At 43.4% G+C, this 18,765-nt stretch carries 19 protein-coding genes; 12 read left to right on the forward strand and 7 right to left on the reverse strand.

Annotation, left to right across the window (positions count from 1 at the left end):
- Positions 1-138 precede the first annotated feature (138 nt).
- The 7 genes from xseB (ACM0OZ_RS08215) to xseB (ACM0OZ_RS08245) all read left to right on the forward strand — a co-directional run bounded on the left by xseB (ACM0OZ_RS08215) (position 139) and on the right by xseB (ACM0OZ_RS08245) (position 5,618).
- On the forward strand, positions 139-339 hold the full coding sequence (xseB, locus tag ACM0OZ_RS08215) for an exodeoxyribonuclease VII small subunit (protein ID WP_414582296.1): 201 nt from the start codon (positions 139-141) through the stop codon (positions 337-339).
- Positions 340-477, forward strand: coding sequence for a hypothetical protein (locus ACM0OZ_RS08220; protein WP_414582297.1), 138 nt, complete (start codon positions 340-342; stop codon positions 475-477).
- Between the two features lie 576 nt (positions 478-1,053).
- A complete protein-coding gene (locus ACM0OZ_RS08225) occupies positions 1,054-2,484 on the forward strand; it encodes a TolC family protein (RefSeq protein WP_414582298.1) in 1,431 nt (476 codons plus the stop codon).
- A gap of 70 nt (positions 2,485-2,554) precedes the next feature.
- Positions 2,555-4,438: a caspase family protein gene (locus tag ACM0OZ_RS08230; RefSeq protein ID WP_414582299.1), complete on the forward strand. Its 1,884-nt coding sequence runs from the start codon at positions 2,555-2,557 to the stop codon at positions 4,436-4,438.
- A gap of 171 nt (positions 4,439-4,609) precedes the next feature.
- On the forward strand, positions 4,610-4,858 hold the full coding sequence (locus ACM0OZ_RS08235) for a UPF0175 family protein (protein ID WP_073632094.1): 249 nt from the start codon (positions 4,610-4,612) through the stop codon (positions 4,856-4,858).
- Positions 4,855-5,343 carry a DUF3368 domain-containing protein gene (locus tag ACM0OZ_RS08240; protein WP_414582300.1) on the forward strand — a complete coding sequence of 163 codons (489 nt, stop codon included), beginning with the start codon at positions 4,855-4,857 and terminating at the stop codon, positions 5,341-5,343. Before ACM0OZ_RS08235 ends, ACM0OZ_RS08240 begins: the two co-directional genes overlap by 4 nt.
- 53 nt (positions 5,344-5,396) lie before the next feature.
- Positions 5,397-5,618: an exodeoxyribonuclease VII small subunit gene (gene xseB, locus ACM0OZ_RS08245; protein WP_198940940.1), complete on the forward strand. Its 222-nt coding sequence runs from the start codon at positions 5,397-5,399 to the stop codon at positions 5,616-5,618.
- An 88-nt stretch (positions 5,619-5,706) separates the two neighbouring features.
- On the opposite strand, the gene ACM0OZ_RS08250 is transcribed toward xseB (ACM0OZ_RS08245), so the two are convergent.
- From ACM0OZ_RS08250 to kdpA, 5 genes are all read right to left on the reverse strand, one after another.
- Positions 5,707-6,789 carry a sensor protein KdpD gene (locus ACM0OZ_RS08250; RefSeq protein ID WP_414582320.1) on the reverse strand — a complete coding sequence of 361 codons (1,083 nt, stop codon included), beginning with the start codon at positions 6,787-6,789 and terminating at the stop codon, positions 5,707-5,709.
- 461 nt (positions 6,790-7,250) lie between these two features.
- Positions 7,251-7,841, reverse strand: coding sequence for a K(+)-transporting ATPase subunit C (gene kdpC / locus ACM0OZ_RS08255; RefSeq protein WP_414582301.1), 591 nt, complete (start codon positions 7,839-7,841; stop codon positions 7,251-7,253).
- Positions 7,841-8,083: a K(+)-transporting ATPase subunit F gene (gene kdpF, locus ACM0OZ_RS08260; RefSeq protein ID WP_414582302.1), complete on the reverse strand. Its 243-nt coding sequence runs from the start codon at positions 8,081-8,083 to the stop codon at positions 7,841-7,843. The genes kdpC and kdpF overlap by 1 nt, the downstream gene beginning before the upstream one ends.
- Positions 8,084-8,105: 22 nt before the next feature.
- Positions 8,106-10,175: a potassium-transporting ATPase subunit KdpB gene (gene kdpB / locus ACM0OZ_RS08265; RefSeq protein WP_414582303.1), complete on the reverse strand. Its 2,070-nt coding sequence runs from the start codon at positions 10,173-10,175 to the stop codon at positions 8,106-8,108.
- 153 nt (positions 10,176-10,328) lie between these two features.
- Positions 10,329-12,014 (reverse strand): potassium-transporting ATPase subunit KdpA, encoded by a 1,686-nt coding sequence (gene kdpA / locus ACM0OZ_RS08270; protein ID WP_414582304.1) that lies wholly within the window; start codon positions 12,012-12,014, stop codon positions 10,329-10,331.
- A 99-nt stretch (positions 12,015-12,113) separates the two neighbouring features.
- Here kdpA and ACM0OZ_RS08275 point away from each other — a divergent pair, with 99 nt between their 5' ends.
- Positions 12,114-12,296: a hypothetical protein gene (locus tag ACM0OZ_RS08275; RefSeq protein WP_414582305.1), complete on the forward strand. Its 183-nt coding sequence runs from the start codon at positions 12,114-12,116 to the stop codon at positions 12,294-12,296.
- Here the strand turns inward: ACM0OZ_RS08275 and ACM0OZ_RS08280 are convergent.
- On the reverse strand, positions 12,290-12,481 hold the full coding sequence (locus ACM0OZ_RS08280) for a TrkA C-terminal domain-containing protein (protein WP_414582306.1): 192 nt from the start codon (positions 12,479-12,481) through the stop codon (positions 12,290-12,292). The two genes, ACM0OZ_RS08275 and ACM0OZ_RS08280, sit on opposite strands and share 7 nt — an antisense overlap.
- A 311-nt stretch (positions 12,482-12,792) precedes the next feature.
- On the opposite strand from ACM0OZ_RS08280, the gene ACM0OZ_RS08285 reads away from it, so the two are divergent.
- Positions 12,793-13,932 (forward strand): sensor histidine kinase, encoded by a 1,140-nt coding sequence (locus ACM0OZ_RS08285; RefSeq protein WP_414582307.1) that lies wholly within the window; start codon positions 12,793-12,795, stop codon positions 13,930-13,932.
- Complete coding sequence (locus tag ACM0OZ_RS08290; RefSeq protein ID WP_414582308.1) at positions 13,898-14,584, forward strand: response regulator; 687 nt, start codon at positions 13,898-13,900, stop codon at positions 14,582-14,584. The genes ACM0OZ_RS08285 and ACM0OZ_RS08290 overlap by 35 nt, the downstream gene beginning before the upstream one ends.
- Before the next feature lie 68 nt (positions 14,585-14,652).
- Here ACM0OZ_RS08290 and ACM0OZ_RS08295 read toward each other — a convergent pair whose 3' ends face one another.
- A complete protein-coding gene (locus ACM0OZ_RS08295) occupies positions 14,653-17,016 on the reverse strand; it encodes an ATP-binding protein (protein ID WP_414582309.1) in 2,364 nt (787 codons plus the stop codon).
- Between the two features lie 226 nt (positions 17,017-17,242).
- Between ACM0OZ_RS08295 and ACM0OZ_RS08300 the strand changes: the two genes are divergently transcribed.
- Both ACM0OZ_RS08300 and ruvA read left to right on the forward strand, forming a co-directional pair.
- Positions 17,243-17,992, forward strand: a complete 750-nt coding sequence (locus ACM0OZ_RS08300; protein WP_414582310.1) for a sucrose-phosphate phosphatase — start codon at positions 17,243-17,245, stop codon at positions 17,990-17,992.
- Entirely contained in the window at positions 17,989-18,624 is a 636-nt protein-coding gene (gene ruvA, locus ACM0OZ_RS08305) for a Holliday junction branch migration protein RuvA (protein ID WP_414582311.1), read from the forward strand. The genes ACM0OZ_RS08300 and ruvA overlap by 4 nt, the downstream gene beginning before the upstream one ends.
- The last annotated feature ends 141 nt before the right edge of the window (positions 18,625-18,765 follow it).

Below are 18,765 nucleotides of genomic sequence, written 5' to 3' on the forward strand. Positions count from 1 at the left end.
TATTTAGAACCGCAGATGGACGCAGATAATTTATCTGTGTGCATCTGTGTTCATCTGTGGTTTAATATTCAAAAAATTTGACTCAAGCAAGAGTAAGAGTGATAAACCGCCAAGACGCCAAGGACGCCAAGAGATTTTATGAATCAAGGTTGGAATTATGAGGCTAAGGTTGCTGAAATAGAGAGAATTATTGCTCGCATTGAGGCGGGTGATTTGGAATTAGAAGAAGTGTTTGACCAATTTGCAGCGGCTGTTGAGTATTTGCGTCAGTGTGAAAGTTTTTTGCAGCAGCGACAGCAGAAGGTGGATTTGTTGATTGAAACGTTGAAAGAAGAATAAATGTTAGTTGGAGCGTGGTTAGTTGGAGCGTTGTTAGTTGTCAAGAAGCACGACTTCACTGCTTTCCCCAACGTGATCGCAGCTAATGGGACGTGGCAGAAAAATAGCGATCGCCTGCGAAGTGCAGAAGGATGTTAAGTGGTTAGTCTATGGTTAACCAGTTAGAGAATGAATAAGCAGATAGCAGCAGAGAAAGTGGGGAACCCTGGGGAGAATTTTCCCCGTGGATGTTTCCGGTGTGGGGTGGTGTGACAGGTCAAATGTTTCGGCACTGGCAACAGAGTCAATATCTACGCGAACACTTTTCTTGGTTCAAAGTCCAAGCGCTAACAATAATGTGATTAATATCACCAACAGCATACAATCCGAATTACAGACAACTATAATCACTGTGAGAATATTATACTCTCAAGGTGCAATACCCTACCTACCAGGTTGAATGTGAGAGGTTCTGCCATGACGGGCAAAGTAGTACAACTTTGCCTAAAGCAGAACTTTGTAGTCTGCTGCTGACATAGCTCAAACCCTAATTTTTTCGTTGCAGTCGGGTGCGATTTCTGCCTACTTTAAAATGAACTTGGCAAAGATGACTTGCCAAAATTCGATAAAAGAAACGCTTACATAGTAATGCTTTCAGAGCTACTTTGCTCCTGGTAAGACTAATCCTTATATTACCCTAGAAAAATAATTTTACTTAGGAGTATAAATAGTAATATGTCGGCTGCTCGCTACATAGTAGTTTTGGGTATCAATTGTGTTATCGCTTTAGGTAATATTGGACTTGGTGCCGCACAAGTACCTGATTACCTCAATGTCGACCTAAATCCCCTACAGTTTCCTACCAAACCGGAAGAAGTCAAGATTCAAGGAACTCAGCCGATTACTCTACAGCAAGCTTTGGAACTGGCACGACGTAACAATCCCGAGTTACAGGCAGTGTTATTCCAGGTAGAACGTAGTCGCGCTGCCTTACGGGAAGTTCAAGCTGGTATGTATCCAACTATTAGTTTGAGTGCTGACTTGAGTCGCGCTCAGTCTGGTGTGAGCCAGCTTTCTACAGAGCAACGAGGTGAACAGGCTCAATTATCATCTACTCAGATATTTCGCTCTGATCAAGATGAAGCTACTACGACTTTTCGTGGTGGCGTGCAACTAAGTTATGGTCTCTATAATTTTGGACCTGGTGGTTCCACTAGAGCAGCAGCTGAGGAACAGCTACGTTCAGATGAATTGGAAGTTGAGCGTCAATTTGAGGTCATTCGCCTGAATGTCACCACTCAATACTACGACCTGCAACAAACAGATGAAAACGTACGCATTGCTCAGTCTGCTGTGACAAATGCCCAAGCTAGTTTGCGCGATGCACAAGCTTTAGAAAGAGCAGGTGTTAGTACCCGATTTGATATTCTGCGTGCTCAGGTAAATTTAGCAAATGCCCAGCAACAGCTGACGAATGCACTCTCACAGCAGCAAATTGCTCGTCGTAGATTAGCGCAAACTTTGAATTTGCCGCAGTCTATTAATGTCACTACGGCAGATCCAGTGAGATTAGCTGGTTTGTGGAATATTCCCCTGCCAGAAACTATCGTCTTAGCTTTTCAAAACCGCCCAGAACTGCAACAACGGTTGGCAGAGCGTACTATTGCTGAGAAACGGCAACGAGTCGCGCTTTCTCAACTGAAGCCACAAGTGAACCTCGTTGCTAGCTATAACCTAGAAGATGTTTTCGATGATGGCGTTGGTGTTAATGATGGTTATTCGCTAGGAGTCCAAGCAAGACTAAGATTATTTGATGGAGGAAGTGCAAGAGCTCAAGCAGCTCAGCAAAGTGTTCAAATGAAGATTGCTGAGACTCAATTTGCCAACCAACGCAATAACATTCGGTTTGAGGTGGAACAAGCTTATTCACAATTGCAGTCTAACTTAGAGAATGTCCAAACCGCCAATGCTGCTGTTGAGCAAGCAAGGGAAGCTCTTCGTCTAGGACGTTTGCGTTTCCAAGCTGGTGTCGGCACTCAAACTGAAGTCATTGACGCAGAAAATGACTTGACAAGATCTGAGGGTCAACGAGTCCAAGCAATTTTGAATTACAACCGCGCTCTGGCTAATTTACAACGAGCTATCACCTCCAGGTCAACAAGCTAAATTAGTTAATAGTTATTAGTCATTAGTGTTTATATTTTTAGAGCAGTAAAATATTAGGATAGGAATAGTAATGCTGTTACCAAGAATAATAAATATAAAAATTTTATTTTTTCTGACTTTAACTGAAGTAACTCTACTATTAAATTCTCCTGGATTAACACAGACACCCTCAGTCACAAGTTCAGTGTCTTATAGAATTCAAAAAGAAGCTATAGTTAATAAAAAAATGAATTGGGGACTTAGACAAGACTCTCCTCCTATTAGCTTTCAAGATCATATTGGTCAATGGCAAGGTTTTTGCACAAATTTAATAGATTTACTGGATAAATATTTAAAAGAACATCAATTTATCAAAGAGGATGTCAATATAGTAAGATATCCGATCAGTATTGAAAAAAGGTTTAAATATACTCGATACCCTTATCAGGATGCTCTTCATCTTGCTGGTGAATGTGGTTCTGATTCCATTAGACCAAACGAAAAAGGAATTACGTTTTCTAATTCTTTTTTTACAACTCAAACTTTACTTTTAATACGTACATCTCAAAATAATAAATTTTCATTTTTAAAAAATCATGTGCAATTTAATTCTTCCAATGATTCAAAACCTAGAATTGGAGTTATTGATTCTAGCATAACACTTGATAGGCTTAAAAGCTACTTTAATGCCTTTCTTTCAAATATAGAAATAGTAAAGATAAAGGGTGGTAGGGCAGCTCTATTTAATGCTCTTGCAACCAAAAAAGTTGATGCAGTAGCTAGCGATGAAATTATTTTGAAAAGGATTTTAAAAGATTTAAATTCAAGAACATCAAATGAATTTTACATTGATTCAGAATTGGTAATCAGTTATGAAAGTTATGGATTAATACTTCCAAGTGATGACGATGAATGGGTAAAAATTGTCAACAAATTTTTTATTGACAAACAAGAAAATATACAGGCACTCATTAAACAACACATTATTCCTCCTAATCCTCCTGATCCACCTGGTAAAGCCAGTTATACAGAATTGCTGTTTATTTTATTTACGATAATAGCAACAGTATCCGGCTTGACTGGGGTAGTTTATATGTATCGGGTTCGACCAAATTCTCCATCACCAATCAAGCCAAATCCTAACCCAAAAATTGCTACATTTGATCATGGTTATGCTTTACTCATCGGTGTTGGGGAATCAGCCTACGACCCTTTGTCCCTACCGGTGACTGTCAAAGATGTTCAGGCACTTCATCAAGTTTTGGTTGACCCAAATTTCTGTGCTTATCCTAATGACTCCGAGCATATTCGGCTGTTACATGATGAAGAAGCTACGCGCAGTAACATCTTGGAACAATTGAACTGGCTCAAGGAGCAGGCGAAGGCTGACCCAAAAGCTACGGTGGTTGTTTATTATTCAGGGCATGGGTGGTTTAATAAAAGCCAAAACCGCTACTATCTGCTGCCACATGACATTGACCCTCGCGACTTTGAAGGCTCATCTCTAAGTGCAGAAAAGTTCACTGATGCTTTGCGCCAGATTAAGTCCGAACGACTTCTGGTCATCATTGATAGCTGTCATGCAGCAGGAATGGCGAGCGCTAAAAAAATTCCCTCTAACTTTAAGGAAGTTCCTATTCCAAAGAGTGTCATTGATGACCTAAAACAAGGTAAGGGTCGGATAGTTTTTACTTCATCCCAAGGAGAGGAAAGTTCCTGGATTAGACCTAAGAAAGATATGAGTATTTATACATATCATTTTCTTGAAGCTTTGAAGGGAGAGGGCAATCAGTCTAATGAGAATTTTGTAAAGATTTCTCATCTGATCACTCATCTCAGTAATAAAGTACCTGACAGCGCTATGGCTCTGTGTAAAGAAAAACAGACCCCTTATTTCAGCTTCGAGGGTGAAGACTTTGCTGTTGCTCTACTAAAGGGTCGCCGCCCTGACAATATGACAAAGGGTCTGAAGTGATTGACTGATAAGGATGTTATTGTATTTAGGCTAGAAAAAGATAAAGTCGGAAGAAAAAGATAAAGTCGGAAATCAAACACTTTGAAACAGTAATATTTCAATGTATAGCTTGGATTAAGCTAGAAGAAGAGTAGGAGTAAATGTCTGTACTATCTTTAACAAGAGGAAACTATGAGCGTCATCATATCAGATGAAACTTTGCGTGCTTGCGGGATGACAGAAGCCGAATTCAAGCAGGAAGTTGCATTGCTATTGTTTCAGTCTGGAAAGCTTGCGCTTGGACACGCCAGCAAGTTTGCACAAATAGATAAAATACAGTTTCAGCAGTTACTTAAAGAACGCAAAATTCCTCTTTACTCCTATGACATTGAAGATTTTGAACTCGATTTGAAGAACTTGCGGGAGTTAGGCAGGTTGTGATTATTGTCAGTGATACTTCGCCAATCACTAGCCTTGCTGCAATTGGTCAATTAGATTTACTCCGGCAGCTATATAGTAAAATTTTGATTCCAGAAGCTGTTTATCAGGAACTGACGGGTACAGCAACTCTTGTTCCAGGTTCCAGCGAGGTCAAGACACTCGAATGGATTGAGGTACGACAAGTAACAAACCGCCCCCTAATTGTAACCCTCTTGGAGCAACAATTGGATGAAGGTGAATGTGAAGCTATTGCGCTAGCTATTGAACTGAATGCCGAACTGCTGCTTATCGACGAACGACGAGGTAGAGCAGAAGCTGATAGGTTAGGATTGCGGATTATAGGGTTGTTGGGTGTTCTAGTTGAAGCCAAACAAAAGGGATTGATTTTAGCTGTCAAACCTGTGCTTGATAACCTAATTGCAACCGCACAGTTTAGAGTTGCTGATGCTCTCTACGCCCGTATTTTAAATACTGTGGGAGAGTAGTCATGTATGGAGGTGCGTCGCACAACTCAAGATTAATCCAATGCAAGGTTTTGTTGGGTTTCACTTCGTTCAACCCAACCTACAAACTTTTGCCTACACCTAAGGTTGCTGAAATAGAGAGAATTATTGCTCGCATTGAGGCGGGTGATTTGGAATTACAAGAGGTGTTTGACCAATTTGCACCGGCTGTTGAGTCTTTACGTCAGTGTGAAAGTTTTTTGCAGGAACGACAGCAGAAGGTGGATTTGTTGATTGAAACGTTAAAGGATGAATAGTCGATACTCTGGGACGGCTGCTCGCAGTCATTGTCACGGAAGTGAACTTCTCTGAACAGTTAGCGGTGCAGTTATGATCTTTGTTCAGTTATTTTTCAGTGGCGATGATGTGTAAATCTATTTTTTGATGTCTGATTAACTCCATTAATTGTTGCGTAAAGGAACCTTTGAGCCATCTTTTCCATAAGGACTGCTGGCTTTCACCTAAGACAATTTGGGTGATGTGATGAGTTGCTGCGACCTGAGCGATTTCCTTAGCGACGTTGTGGCTCTTGACGTGTAAAAATTCGCCGCCAAACTCTCGGCACAGTTTCTTGCATGTATCGATGTGTAAACTTTCTTCTTTGGTCAGGAAACGCTCGGGGGCTTCTACAAACACAGCGTACAGCGGCGCATTCATATAATTAGCAATGCGTGCCGCCCGACGGAGCAATTGTACTGAGTTGGGATAGGTAGACACACAGACTAAAACTCGTTCGTGGATATTGCAAGTCTGTCCAACCGAGGTGGAGGTGTTTGCTTCTTCCTCAACGGTATCTGCGACTTCTCGTAATGCCAGTTCCCGCAAAGCAATTAGGTTACGACGCTGAAAGAAGTTTTTGAGGGATTGCTCAATTTTCTCAGGGGCGTAAATCTTGCCTTCTCGCAAGCGCTCTTCTAGAGTTTCTGGGGTGACGTCAATCACAACAACAGCATCAGCTTCGTCAAGCAGGCGATCGGGAATGCGCTCTCGCACCACGACACCTGTAATTCTCGCTACAAGGTCATTCAAACTTTCCAAATGCTGGATGTTGACGGTGGAGTAGACATCAATTCCGGCAGCCAAAATCACTTCCACGTCCTGGTAGCGCTTTTCTCTAGGTGAACCTGGCACATTGGTATGAGCGAGTTCATCAACCAACACAAGTTGGGGGGAGCGCGCTATAATTGCGTCCGTGTCCATTTCTTGCAGGGTGATGTTTTGATGGATTTGAGCTTTTTTAGGAACCACCTCTAGCCCTGCGGCTTTAAGAGCGGTGTCTCTGCGTCCATGAGTTTCCAAGATGCCAATGACAACATCAATACCATCTTGCTTGAGAAGATGTGCCTCTTCCAACATTCTGTAAGTTTTGCCGACACCTGGAGCCATACCAATAAAAATCTTATGCTTCCCGCGTCGGGCAGTGCGGATGTAGGAACTGTCAGGGGAGACGCTAGAGGATAATTAAATAGTCAAAAACTTTGCTAAACTTAGTCAAACTTTGGGAATTTAAGAAAGTTTTTCACAGAGCTTGTGTTGTATAATTAAGCTAATGCCGAAAACCAAGGCTAAAATTTCTGGTTTGTAAACCACAGTCGCGGTCATTACTAGCAAGCCTGTAAAAAGGTCAAACGGGAAGTCCACAGTTTGTTAAATTAGCTGAAAATAACGGGTGACAAATGACTAAAAGCCTCAAAAAGGTTATTCGTTTCGATACATAGGGTGGGCTACACCCGAATTTACGCTTGTGGACAAGAAGGAGCCGACTCTCTTGATAGAAGCAAGAAGCAGACCCTCTAAAGGAAACTTTAGTTGAATGGCTAGCTTTAAATAAGTTTGGTCAAGTTTTGTATAGCAGGAATGGAACATATACGAGGAGTAAGCCTTGTTTGCTAAAGGTTAGGTTGCAAAGCGTCTAATGCCAGATTTAGCTTCAGGACGTTGACTCCGGGTTCGCCAAAAATACCCAAGAATCTGCCATCGGTATTTTTAGCTACCAGGGTTTGAAGTTGGTTGGGGTCAATACGGCGGGCAGTGGCGACACGTTGCACCTGTGCTTGGGCTGCTGCCATGCTAATATGTGGATCTAGACCGGAGCCAGAGGTATAAACTAAATCGGCGGTCGGCTGAATATTAGCTTGTTTTAGCTGTGCGATGTCGCCCTGAATGCGTTTGAGGAGTTCGGGGTTGCTGGGGGCGAGGTTGCTGGCTCCTGACACTCCTGTGGTGGCAACTTCGGGTTTGGTGCTGTAATCAATGGTGCTGGGACGACTCCAGAAGTAGCGATCGCCCTTAAACGGTTGACCAATTAATGCCGAACCAATGACTGTTCCTTGAGGGTTCGTGAGTAAGCTTCCATTTGCCTGGAAGGGAAGCGCTATCTGTCCAGACAGCAGCATGAACAGGGGATAGAGCAATGCTGTTAGCAGCCACAGAGCAATGGTGGAACGAATAGCTTGATTGATTTGGCGCATCTGACTCATCAGAATCTCTCCGGTTGAAAAATCACAACGAATAAATAAATGCACAGGCTTAGGGTGACAAGTCCCAGGAAGGCAATGGTGTAAGATGCAGAGCGTGATAGCTGTCCCTGTGTTGCTGCCTGTACTGCTGGTGCTAGCAGCACGTTAAAGCAGAGCAGCAAAAATAGACTTAGAGAAATGCGATTTCGTTTGCAGGCTACGAAGGCAAACACTTCAGAAAAATCTTGTGGTAAATATCCCATAATTCAAAATCCAAAATCGTAATTATGCCAAACCCACGGCAGTAATCAGCACATTAATCACTTTGACGGCAATGAAGGGAGCAATAACGCCACCGAGTCCATAGATAAAAATATTGCGCTGCAAAAGTTGATCTGCTGTTAGCGGTCTAAACTTGATACCAGTCAGTGCTAATGGGATAAGCGCAGGAATAATCAAGGCATTGTAGATCAAGGCTGACAAGACCGCAGATTCGGGGCTTGCCAAACCCATAATGTTGAGACTGCCAACACCAATACCGGCGAAGATAGCGGGTATGATGGCGAAATACTTGGCGACATCGTTGGCAATGGAAAAGGTGGTGAGTGCGCCACGGGTAATTAGCAGTTGTTTGCCAATGGTGACGATGTCAATCAACTTGGTGGGATCAGAATCTAGGTCTACCATATTGGCAGCCTCTTTCGCCGCTTGTGTGCCAGAATTCATTGCCACTCCCACATTTGCCTGTGCCAAAGCTGGAGCATCGTTAGTACCATCTCCAGTCATGGCAACCAACTTTCCTTGCGCTTGTTCAGTCCGAATCACCTCAATTTTGTCTTCTGGAGTTGCTTCGGCAATAAAGTCATCGACTCCGGCTTCTTGGGCAATGACAGACGCAGTGATGCGGTTATCTCCCGTGAGCATAACGGTTTTTATCCCCATGCGCCGCATTTGATCAAACCGTTCTCGAATGCCGGGTTTGATGATGTCTTTGAGATAAATCACTCCGTAGATGTCGTCGTTTTGACATACAGCTAACGGGGTTCCACCCAATTTGGAAACTCGCTCGTAGGCTGTATCAAGTTCGGGAGTTGACTGTCCATTTCGGGAGCGGACAAATCCTTTAATCGCATCCACGGCACCTTTGCGAATTTGTACTCCCTTCGGTAAGTCAGTGCCGCTCATGCGCGTTTTGGCAGAAAATTCAATACCTTCTGCTTGCTTGCGGTCAAAATCTAATCTTGCCCCTAATTTCTCTGCTAGTTTGACGATGGATTTTCCTTCTGGTGTTTCATCAAACACACTAGATGCCAGCGCAACTTTTGCGACTTCATCAAGGGAATGACCGTTGACGGGAATAAATTCCTCTGCCAAGCGGTTCCCTAAAGTAATTGTACCTGTTTTATCTAATACCAAGGTGTTCACATCCCCGCAGACTTCTACCGCGCGTCCGGAGGTGGCAATCACGTTGAACTGGGCGACTCTATCCATCCCGGCAATCCCAATGGCACTTAATAATCCTCCAATGGTAGTGGGAATCAGCGCCACCAGCAAGGCAATCAACATGGCAATACTTACTGGCGATTTTACGTAGACAGAAACCGTAGGTAGAGTCGCAATCACCACTAAAAAAACTTGGGTTAGGACTGCCAGCAAAACTGTTAAGGCAATTTCATTAGGCGTTTTGCTACGGGCGGCTCCCTCTACTAAGGCAATCATTCGGTCAATAAAGCCTTTGCCTGGGTCAGATGTTACACGAATGATCAGTTCATCGGAGATAATACGTGTTCCTCCAGTGACGGAACTAGCAATATCTGTCCCTGGTTCTTTCAATACTGGTGCAGACTCCCCAGTGATGGCAGATTCATCAACGGAGGCAACACCGGTAATGACCTCTCCATCGGCGGGGATGATATCGCCAGCAATTACTTTGATTTGGTCGCCGCGACGTAAAGCTGTGGAATTAACCTCTTGGATGGAACCATCGGGAAGAAGTTTACGAGCTTTCACATCGGATTTTGTGGATCGCAAAGCATCTGCTTGCGCCTTACCCCGTCCTTCGGCGACGGCTTCGGCAAAGTTGGCAAAGACAACGGTAAAGAACAAAATCAGGGTAATTAGACCATTGAATAATCTGGGATTGTCACCGGGAGTTGGACCAAACAGATTAGGTGCGATCGTAACTAGCGCTGTGATGATCGTGCCTACCCATACCAAGAACATCACCGGATTTTTGAGCATATGACGCGGGTGCAGCTTGACAAATGCTTGCCGAAATGCTTGCCTGTAGAGTCCGGCTTGTTTGACTTTGGTCTTGTGTTTGCTTTCTTGTCGCCGTTTCGTGGATATTTCCATTTTGAATTTCTTATGAATACGAATTTTGGGCGTTGCTGATTCAAAGTATGAATTTAGGTTCGCGCAAAGGCGCAAAGTCGCAAAGACAAGGGTTTTGAAAATTAAACTTAAAAATTTCATACCTCAATTCAGCAACGCCGAATTTTGAATTGTTTACCCGCCTCTGGCAATTTGAAATGCTTCTGCCAAAGGACCTAAAACGAGTACGGGGAAGAAGGTGAGGGCACCAAGAATCAAAATCACGCCCCCTGTCACTCCGGTGAACAGTTTGGTATCAGTTCTCAAGGTGCCTGAAGTCACAGGAACAGGTTGCTTGCGAGACATACTATCCGCTAGTAGCAGTAGGGCGATGATGGAGATATAACGCCCTGCCAACAAACTGACAATGGTGCTAAGGTTCCACCAAAGGGTGTTATCTCCCAATCCTTCAAAACCAGAACCGTTGTTGGCTGCGGCTGAAGCGTATTCATAAACCACCTGGGAAACCCCATGAAAACCTGGGTTAGTAATGCCTGACAAAGTATCGGGAAAGCCAAAGACAATTGCCCAAGGAATGAGAATGGCAAAGGGATGAACTAACAAGACTACGCTGGCAAGGACGATTTCTTTTTTCTCGATTTTGCGTCCTAAAAATTCTGGTGTCCGTCCCACCATCAACCCTGTGAGGAACACCGCCAAAATCAAGTATATAAACAAGTAAGCCGTGCCAGTTCCCTGACCTCCCCAAATGATTTGCAAAAACATATTAAACAGAGTGGCAAAACCACCTGATGGCATCAAGGAATCGTGCATTCCATTCACCGCACCACACATAGTTGCTGTGGTCATGACCGCCCACAGTGCTGTTTGCGCCCAACCAAATCGAACTTCTTTTCCTTCTAAGTTGGGTTGCTGTCCTCCTAGGAGGGGATTAATAAGGTCATTTCCTTGAAACTCACCGACTGCTGCAATGCCTACTAAAAAGACAAAGATGATAAAGACCATCCAAAACACTAACCATGCTTGTTTACGGTTATTGGCAAACACACCGTAGCTGTAAATCAGCGCTGAGGGGATGGAAATCATTGCCCAAGTCTCTAGCAAGTTAGAGAACCCATTAGGATTTTCAAAGGGATGGGCTGAGTTAATGCCAAAAAAGCCACCGCCGTTCTCTCCCAGTTGTTTGATCATCTCGAAGTGGGCAACGGGACCACGGGCAATTACCTGAGTTGCTCCTTCTAGGGTGGTTGCTGTTGCTGGACCTGCTAAGGTTTCTGGCACACCCGCCAAGATTAACAACAATCCCCCCACAATAGATATGGGCAGCAAGACTCGTGTGATTGACCTGATGAGGTCACTATAAAAGTTGCCTAACGGTCTGCCAGTTAAACCGCGAATAAAGGCAATGCCTACTGCCAAACCCGTCGCCGCCGAGGTAAACATTAAAAAACCAAGCGCAAAAGTTTGACTGGCATAACTCAAGGTTGTCTCGCCAGAGTAGTGCTGTTGGTCTGTGTTGGTGAGAAAGGAAATAGTGGTATGCAATGCTAAATCCCAACTAGGCGCACCTAGTCCTGTAGGATTAAGCGGTAACAATCCTTGAAACATCAGGATGAGGTATACCAAAATCCCCATGACGAGATTGCTATACAGCACTGCTTTAGCATACTGCCAGCCCGTCATGTCTTCCTGTGGATGCACCGCACTAAAGGCATAAATCGCTCGTTCTAGCGGATTTATCACAGGGTCAAGCAGTGTTCTTTCTTTAAGGAAAACGCGAGCTATATATCTCCCAAGCACGGGAGTTGTTGCAATGACGATGAGTAACGTCATAGCAATTTGAATCCATCCTTGTAACATGAATTAAAAAAGCTCCCGATACATTACATTATTGTGGAGTTTTTGATGAAACACTCTTTGTGTGAGTAGTGAATTGGATGCTTTTTGTTAAGGGCAAGTTTGAGCACAGGAACTAAAGCTGAATTTAACAGTTACCAGTTATCAGTTATCAGTTACCAGTTACCAGTTATCAGTTTTATCGTTGGGGGAAACACCACACCAAGAGCACCAGAGAGCGTTGGTGGCGGGTTTAAATCCCCCACCAAAGCGAGCCGTCACTGGTCACTGTTCACTGTTCACTGATTTAAGGCAATAGCCAGTACATAATCTCCATACCAAATAATAGGTTCTGCACTCGCCAGGATAAGTTGATTATCTCTAACGATGCCCAGAACCAAGCATTTTTCTGGCAACTGCAAGCTAGTTAAAGCCATGCCACAATGGCAGCTATTGAGCGGAATTTTTACACTTGTTAAACCTAATGCCATAGCCGCATTTTTGCGAGCAAAAGAACAATGAAAAAATGTTTTCTCTTTAGTATTAATTTATATAGTTATTGAAAATTTGCAAAAAAACAAGTTGTAGAAGGATATAAAACAAGATTTATTTTTTATAAGCAGCGTTTAGTTGCAAGTCTATATGTAAGCGGAAGGTGTTTAGATAGTATCTATATCCAAGGTATATTTTTTATATAAACGCTTTTTTGTCGGAATAAATATGGTATGCAGGATAAAATGAATAGATAAGTTTAATTGGAGTTGTCCAGTTAACATAATTCATAGCAAGAAGCAATTAATGAATGGTATCTTTAAAAGCTAGATTGCCTGGAAAAGAATCGCGTTTAGGCAAGTCTTTGCTCATCGCTAGTCTATTTACATTTGTTATAGTTCTGGAGTTCTCTACGCCAAGTGAATACGTGTTTGGGTATCTCTACACGGGACCGATTTTGTTGGCGAACTCCTGGTTAGGTCGGCTTGGCACCTTTTATGCAACGCTCGTTGCTGTGTGCTTAACCATGCTGAATATGTGGGTGCCTGTGGGTGAAGTGACTCAAGTTTCCACATTTGCTGATCGAGCGATCGCCTCGATGGCGTTGATTGTGACAGGTGTTTTAAGCGATCGCATCCGGCGTTCAGAAGAAGCGATCGTCCTGACACGCGCAAAACTAGAAGCACAAGAGGAATTGGTTAGACTACGAGAAGACTTTGCTTCCACACTCACCCATGACCTAAAAACGCCGTTGCTGGGAGCAATTGAAACTCTCAAAGCGTTTCAACAAGAAAAATTTGGTGTAGTTTTACCAGCACAGCAGAAAGTTTTAGCCACGATGGTACGTAGTCATAAAACTTCTCTACAACTCCTAGAAACCTTGTTAGATGTCTATCGCAATGATACTGAAGGCTTAAAGCTTGACTTAGCACCTGTGGATTTAGCGATGTTGGCAGAAGAGGTGGCTGGTACTCTCGCTGATTTAGCTGCAAATCGTCGTGTTTATCTATCATTGAGCTATGGTGATTCTGATTGGCGGCGATCGCTCTGGGTTAAGGGTGATAACCTGCAACTTCAGCGAGTTTTTACCAATCTCTTGGTAAATGCTATCAACCATTCCCGGCGCGGTGATCATGTTGAAGTCCTGTTAGAGCCGCAAACGTCGTATCAAGTTGTAAAAATTTTGGATACAGGTGCGGGTATCAAGCCCGAACAGTTCCCCCACTTATTTGAGCGGTTTTACCAGGGGCATAGCGATCGTCAAGCCAAAGGCTCTGGATTGGGACTTTACCTATCTCGCCAAATTATTGAAGCACATGGCGGTATAATTTGGGCAGAGAACAGAGTACCCACAGGTGCTATCTTTGCTTTCAAACTCCCCGTTTACCCATTTCAGTCCTCTCTAACTGTGTCAGATGCCATCTACCCCAATCAAAATTCTCCTAGTTGAGGATGATGAACTCTTCCGGTTGGGCTTGCGCGTTCGGCTGCAACAAGAAACTGGGTTAGAGATTATCGCTGAGGCTGAAGATGGTGAAACAGCTATTGAGTTAGTCAACCAAAATCCTGTCGATGTGGTGCTTTTAGATGTGGGATTACCAGGAATCGGGGGAATCGAGGCGTGTAGACAAATTAAGCAGCAAAATCCCAATCTGCCAATCTTAGTTTTAACTTCCCATTCTCAAAAATCCCTGATTGCGCGGTTAATTGAGGCAGGTGCTCAAGGCTACTGCCTTAAAGGAATTGCCGCTGAAAAGTTAGTGTTGGCACTCCGTTCTGTGGCTGCTGGAGCATCTTGGTGGGATGAAACTGCAACCAAAGAAATTCGTTCAACATTTGCATTCGATCCGTCCCAACCAGACTCAGAAAATCTCTCAAAACCCTCCAATCGTCTGACGCAACGCGAACAGGAAATCCTGTCGCTGTTGGCAGCAGGAAAAACCAATCAAGAAATCGCTCTTGCACTCTACATTACACCTGGAACAGTCAGGGTGCATGTCCATGCTATTTTGCATAAATTGGGAGTAGGCGATCGCCACACTGCTGTTGTTGTTGCTTTACAAAAACGATTAATTAAAAACGACTTGATCATAGAAGAGTGAACTACCTACGCTCCCGCCTTTTACCGCTTTAGTAGGCATTGTAGTGTCTCGACTAATTCGATTAACTACTAACCACTTCCTTTCGTCAAGGTTTTTTCCACTGCAACTGTTTTATTCAGCGGCAGTATCACGGTAAATGTTGTACCTACACCCATTTGACTCTCTACCGTAATTTGTCCTCCGTGCAATTCAACTGCATTTTTGACAATAGTTAACCCTAGTCCGGTTCCTGGAAGATTGCCTGTGTTACTACTCCTAAAAAAGGAGGTAAATAGCTTGGACTGGTCTTCTTCTGGAATGCCAATACCTTGATCTTGAATACGAAAAATAACACTTTTATTGTCACAAATAAGTTCAAAGAGAATAGTACCTCCTTGTGGAGAATATTTTATGGCATTTGAAAGTAAATTGGTGAGTATATGCCGAAGCAGTTTTTCATCCATCACAGGTAGGTCTTCTCTTTTGCAGCCGTAAACGCACTGCTCAACAAAGTTGAGATAATACTTTTCGCCAGCGTTCAGTTGTAGCTGTTCGACTAAATCTAAGCAAAAGCTTATCAAGTCAATGGGACTCGGTTCAAATTCAAGTTTCCCTGCTTCTGTTTTCCCAATAATTAAAACATCTTCTAATATCTGAGTCAAATGTTTGACGCTTGATTTAATTCGATTGTAATGTCGCTCTTTTTTATCGTAAGATAATTGGTCGCCATAGTTTTGGAGAAAGTCACAAGACAACAAAATAGTGGTTAGCGGTGTGCGGAATTCGTGAGATGCAATGGTAATAAAGTCGGATTTGATTTTACTAATTTCTCTTTCTTTCTCTAGTGCCAAACGTGTTTCTTCGGCAAGTTTACGCTCGGTAATATCTTGGGCAATTCCTACTCGACGATAGACTTGTCCAAGATTGTTGTAAACTGGAAAACTACTATCCCAAATCCAACGTAAAGAGCCATCTGGCTGCACAATTCTATATTCATTCTGGTAGGCACTATATGTATTTTGCTGTATGTTAGTAACTACGCGCTCTTTGTCCTCTGGATGAACAGCTTCCAACCAGGAATTGGGGTTAGCATACAAACTTTCGCAGTTGCGTTGCCACACTTGCTCGTATGCAGGACTGATGTAGATAATTTTGCAGCTTTTAAAGTCTTGAAGCCAAAAAACTTCTTGAATGTTTTCTGCTAATTGGCGAAACTTCTCTTCGCTTTGTCGTAGCATTTCCTGCGCCAATAGCTTGGAGGTGAGTTCTAGCTGCAATTGGGTGTTACTTGCCTTGAGGTCTTTTTCTTGTTGGGTTAAAGTGGAAACGAGCTGGCTGATGTTTCGAGAGAGATTGGCGATTTCATCTTGACCTTGTAGGACGGGAATTTTAACTAGTTTGTGACCTTGACGGATGTAGTTGGCGGCTTTGGCGATCGCCAACATCGGGTTGGTAATTGCTGCTGTCACAAGCCAACCCAAAACAGCAAACAATATACCTAGTATCATATTCGCAATAAATATTTGCTGTTGTATATGCCTTATGTGAGCAAATGCGACATCAGTTTTTTGCCGTACGATCACCAACCACCCTAATCCAGGGTAATTCCGATAACCAACACTTTGAGCGTACCCAGTCAGATAAGTGTGATTATCCGACCAATTCTCAATCAGATAACCATTCATCCCCTGTTGCGCTGCTTTAATACTTTTAAGGGATAGGGAATTGACAGCGTGGAACTTGGGGGGGGCTAGCAAAACATCACCATTCTGACTGAGGACAAACATTTCTTTGTTGCGTTCTTCCACTGAACGCAATAGAGATTTTTCCACTTCTTTAGACCATGTCCAGCTTAAATGGGCAGCTAAAACACCCTGTGGCTGACCTTGAAGATTCATTACAGGAACCGCGATATCTACAAAACGCAGTGGTTCGTCCGTCGGATTGGGTAGCAATTTCGCCAGTTTTACAGCATCATGTACATCACCGATATATTTTGCTCTTCGCCCGTGAATGAACCAAGGTCTTTGAGAAACATCCTTGCCTTCTAATAATTTTCTTGTACTGGCTTGAACAATACCCTTGTTATCAGTTAAACCTATCCAAGCGTAATCAGTATAAGTGCTTTGCAGCTTTTCTAAGAGTGTACGCTGCTGTGATACAGAATCTGGATTGCGGATGATATCCAGTGTGCTGATAATTTGAATGTCGCGATAGCGCTCAAACATCCCTCGGTCTAGCTTATCAGCCATCTGGTAAGCGATTTGCGCTAGCGACTGACCAACATCGACTTTGACCTGTTCGCTGGTAGTGTATCCGACAATCAGACTTGCTAAGATTGACAGCACAAAGGCAACACTGCCAATTGCCAGCCCTAACCGGGTTCTGAGGCTGTGGAGAGGATTTCGCTTGGCAGTTGCTAAGTTATGTAAAAACCTAAAAATGGTCGCCACTCCAAAATCCTCCGGTGTTGCATAGATCTAGTTAGAACCTCAAGGGCTGATGATGATTGTAAATTTCTCTGACTATATTAAATTCAACGCCTGTAAATCGTTTAGATTAATCAGATCATGGTTTTAGCATAACTGGTCAACTTGCTTATCTAAAAACGAAAACAGATGAGATTGGTGCCAAATCAGCATAAACTTTTTGGTGGTAAAGCTAATAAAAGAGGTTGCTGTGGCTAAATTTCTGTTCGTAACCGATTTAGACAATACCCTGGTTGGCGATGACAATGCGCTGACCGAACTCAACGATCGCCTGCAACAGACACGCCAAGAACATGGCAGCAAAATTGTTTATGCGACAGGGCGATCGCCTGTTCTTTACCAAGAACTCAAAGACGAAAAAAATCTTTTAGAACCAGATGCCCTGATTTTAGCTGTGGGAACAGAAATTTATCTTGACGGTAGTGGCAATCCTGATTCAGAATGGTCAGAAAAACTTTCATCTGGTTGGAACCGTGACCTTGTAGTAGCAAAAACAACTCAATTTTCTGAGTTGGTTCCGCAGCCCAACTCAGAACAGCGTCCTTTCAAGGTGAGTTTTTTCCTGCAAGAAGAGCCATCTGCAAGGGTTTTACCACAACTTCAATCAGAGTTGCAAGAAAGTGGTTTAAATATAAAGTTAATCTACAGTAGCGGTATAGACCTTGACATTGTGCCCCATCACAGCGATAAAGGACAGGCAGTACAGTTTCTCCGCCAAAAGTGGAAATTTGTAGCAGAGCAAACGGTTGTTTGTGGCGATTCTGGTAATGATATTGCTTTATTCGCTGCAGGATCAGAACGGGGAATTATTGTCGGCAATGCTCGTCCAGAGCTACTTCAATGGCATAATGAACATCCTGCTGACTACCGTTACCTAGCAACAAATTCTTGTGCTGGTGGAATACTAGAAGGCTTAAAACATTTTGGTTTCTTAGAATGATTAGTTATCTCAAAGGAATCGTTGCTGGTATCCAAAACAATAATGGTAATCGCCATACACTGACACTGGAAGTGAATGGTATAGGGTATGATTTGCAAATCCCTGCACGACTGGCACAGCAGTTGCCAGACTCCGGAGGCGAAGTGCAAATTTTTACCCATTACCAAATTCGCGAAGAAGTGCCATTGCTGTACGGCTTTGGTTCACCTGGGGAACGAGATCTGTTTCGCCATTTGTTAAGTGTCAGTGGGGTTGGTGCAGCTTTGGCGATCGCCCTGTTGGACACTTTGGAACTACCAGACTTAGTGCAGGCGATTATTGCCGGCAACACTCAATTACTCATTCAATCCCCTGGTGTTGGCAAAAAAACCGCAGAACGCCTATGCTTGGAACTAAAAAGCAAGTTGGTAGAGTGGCGTAAGACAGCAGGGTTCTTCGTCGCGACAGGCGGACCTGCACCAAGTATTCTAGAAGAGGTACAAATGACGCTCTTGGCACTCGGGTACACTGCCAATGAGGTAAGTCACGCCTTGCATGTGGTGAGTGAAGATGTTGGGCTCCCTAAAGATGCTTATGTGGAGGAGTGGATTAAACAGGCGATATCTCACCTCAGCAATGAGTATAGTCAGTAGTGATTGGTCATTAGTCATTAGTCATTAGTCATTAGTCATTAGTCATTAGTCATTAGTCATCAGTCATCAGTCATTGCTCCCCCTGCTCCCCTCATCTCCCTCATCTCCCTCATCTCCCTCATCTCCCTCATCTCCCTCATC

This window comes from Scytonema sp. PCC 10023 (genome assembly GCF_963920835.1).
Classification (GTDB): Bacteria; Cyanobacteriota; Cyanobacteriia; order Cyanobacteriales; family Nostocaceae; genus Kalymmatonema.